General features: G+C 63.0%; 2 protein-coding genes. Both read left to right on the top strand.

Annotated features, from left to right (window positions below; translation table 11 throughout):
* Nucleotides 1-369 precede the first annotated feature (369 nt).
* Nucleotides 370-1,539, top strand: a complete 1,170-nt coding sequence (locus tag IVB46_RS27310; RefSeq protein WP_247314649.1) for a saccharopine dehydrogenase NADP-binding domain-containing protein — start codon at nucleotides 370-372, stop codon at nucleotides 1,537-1,539.
* 185 nt (nucleotides 1,540-1,724) lie between these two features.
* The coding region (locus IVB46_RS27305) for a twin-arginine translocation signal domain-containing protein (RefSeq protein WP_247343850.1) at nucleotides 1,725-2,721 on the top strand (997 nt) is incomplete at its 3' end.

The following is a 2,721-nucleotide window of genomic DNA, read 5'->3' as shown; positions in this document are numbered from 1 at the left end:
CGGCCCGGAAACTGTCCGCTTGTCGAGGGGAGACGGGAAGTGGCTCGCCCGCGGTCAAAATGGCGTATTGACTCCAACCGGACGTTGCGCACCCCAAGACAGGAACTGTGGTATCCTCCGTCAAATGCGATGGGACGGTTCAACGAAAGCGGCTGCCCCTCTAGTGGCACTTACTGCGCGTCCTCGTGTCCTCGCCGGGCTCCGGGACAGCACAAAATGGCCTGGCATCCTCACCTCTTAGGCGCCTGCTCGGCCCGCGCCGACGAGGTGATCGAATGAGCGCGCTAGGCAAGCTGGTGCGATCCTGCCGGCGGAAGACCGGCCCGAGTAAGGGGTAACGCTCTCCCAGTCGCGAGGAGGACCAACGTCGTGAAGCGGGACTTCGACCTCATCGTCTATGGCGCGACGGGTTACACCGGCCGTCTCGTCGCCGAATATCTGACGACGTCCTATCGCGGCGACGATGCTCCGTCCTGGGCGATCGCGGGACGCTCGACCGACAAGCTCCAGAAAGTGCGTGCCGACATCGGCGCACCAGACGATTTGACTTTGGTGAAAGCGGATGCCGGCGAACCGGCCAGCCTACGTTCGATGTGCGAGCGTGCGGCCGTGATTATCACGACGGTCGGGCCTTATCAGCTTTACGGCCCCGAGCTTGTGGCGGCCTGCGCGGCCACCGGCACTGGCTATGTCGATCTGTGCGGCGAACCGGCGTGGATGCGGCGCATGATCGACGCCCATCACGAAGAGGCGAAACGGACCGGCGCGCGCATCGTCTTCTCCTGCGGCTTCGATTCCATCCCGTTCGATCTCGGCGTGCTCACGTTGCAGGAGAAGGCGCGCGAGAAATTCGGACGCCCGGCGCGGCGGGTTAAAGCCCGCCTGCGCAAGGTGAAAGGCGGCATGTCGGGCGGCACCGCAGCGAGCGCCCAGGCGACGTTGGCGGCCGCGGCGCGCGACCCGGCCCTGATCCGGCTGCTGACCGATCCCTTCGCGCTGACACCGGGGTTCACCGGGCCGTCTCAGCCGTCGGGCCTTATCCCCGAATACGACCCGAGCATGAACGTGTGGCTCGTGCCGTTTCCCATGGCGCCGGTCAACACCAAGAACGTACACCGCACGAATTTCCTGTTGGGTCATCCCTACGGCACGGACTTCGTTTACGACGAGATGATGGTCGCGCCCGGATTTGGGGAAATCGGTCGCGTGACGACGGAGACCTTCGCCACCATATTTTCCCTGCTCGGGACCGGCGGTCTCAAACCCGGTGCAGGCCCGACTCGGGAAGAGCGCGCGAAGGGCTTCTACGACATCCTCTTCCTGGGCGAGCTGCCGGATGGCCGACGGGTCGAGGCGGTCGTCACGGGCGACCGCGATCCGGGCTACGGCTCGACCAGCAAGATGATCGCCGAGAGCGCTCTCTGCCTCGTGCGCGACGTGCAGGGCGAGGGCGGCACCTGGACGCCGGGCGCGCTGATGGGTCCGGCGTTGCGCAAGCGTCTAAAGGAGCGCGCCGGCCTCACCTTCAACGCGCATTGAGGTAACGCTCAGAACTGCAGCGGCGTGCTGGACTACGTGGATCGTAACCAACGAAAAGCGCGGATTGGCGTGCGCGGCCTCAAATCCGGTTCAATGGCCGGTTTCGGCCCGTTTGAGACATTCCCTCTGGCTCTGAGAATGTCCGATTATCGAGACAGCGACGAGCTCCATCGCAAGGTTGCACGATGAAGAAGGTAGTCAACTCAGCACTGTCGCGCCGCCACTTTTTGCGGCTCACGTCAGTGGCCGCGGCATCAGCTCTGACTCCAACGGTGTTGTGGGCCGAGCAGCAACACGCAGCGGATTCGGCCACATCCCAGGCCGTGCCCGCACGCATCGCCACGTTCGAGGAGGTATGGCGGACCGTGCGAGATCGCTTTTACGATCCGCACCTAGACGGGCTCGATTGGTCGGCCGTCCGGGAACGTTACTTGCTGGACGCCGCGCGGGCGAGTTCCGAAGAGGCGCTGGCCGGCGTCATTAATAGTATGCTCTCTGAGCTGCATGCTTCGCACACCCGCTACTACACACCGTACGAACCAGAGTACTACCAGCTTTCTGATATCTTTGCTGGTGCGTTAAGGCGGCGCGGACTGGAACGTGTTTTTCCGAATGGCCGTATCTCCTATCCCGGCATTGGCATCCTCTCGCGTCTCGACACGCAGGGTCGCAACATGATCACCGGTGTTATAGAAGGCACGCCAGCCCAACAAGCCGGCCTGCTCGCTGGCGATGCGATCGTCTTCGCCGATGGTGCACCGTTTGAGCCGGTACAGTCATTCCGTGGCAAGGTCGGCAAGGAAGTTGTGCTGGGGCTGCGTCGTGCCGGCGCGTTTATGCAAATATCGGTTACTCCGGTCGAAATTGAGCCCAACAAGATGTTCTTGGACGGCTTGAAGGCCAGCGCCCGTATAATACCGGCCAACGGCCGAAGCATCGGCTATGTTCATGTCTGGTGCTACGCCGGCTCCGTGTATCAGCGGACGCTCGAGCATCTTCTATCGCAGAGTCCCCTGAACGGCGCCGACGCACTGATCTGGGACTTGCGCGATGACTGGGGCGGCGCGATCCCCGGATATCTTGATTTGTTCAACACGCGAGCGCCGACGATACAGGTCACTGATCGCAATGGCGCCAGCGAACTCGAGAACGTGAAGTGGCGCAAGCCTGTCGCCATGCTTG

This window comes from Bradyrhizobium sp. 61 (assembly GCF_023073075.1).
Taxonomy (GTDB): Bacteria; Pseudomonadota; Alphaproteobacteria; order Rhizobiales; family Xanthobacteraceae; genus Bradyrhizobium; species Bradyrhizobium barranii.
The sequence above is the reverse complement of the archived record's forward strand: the minus strand, read 5'-3'. Positions and strand labels throughout refer to the sequence as shown.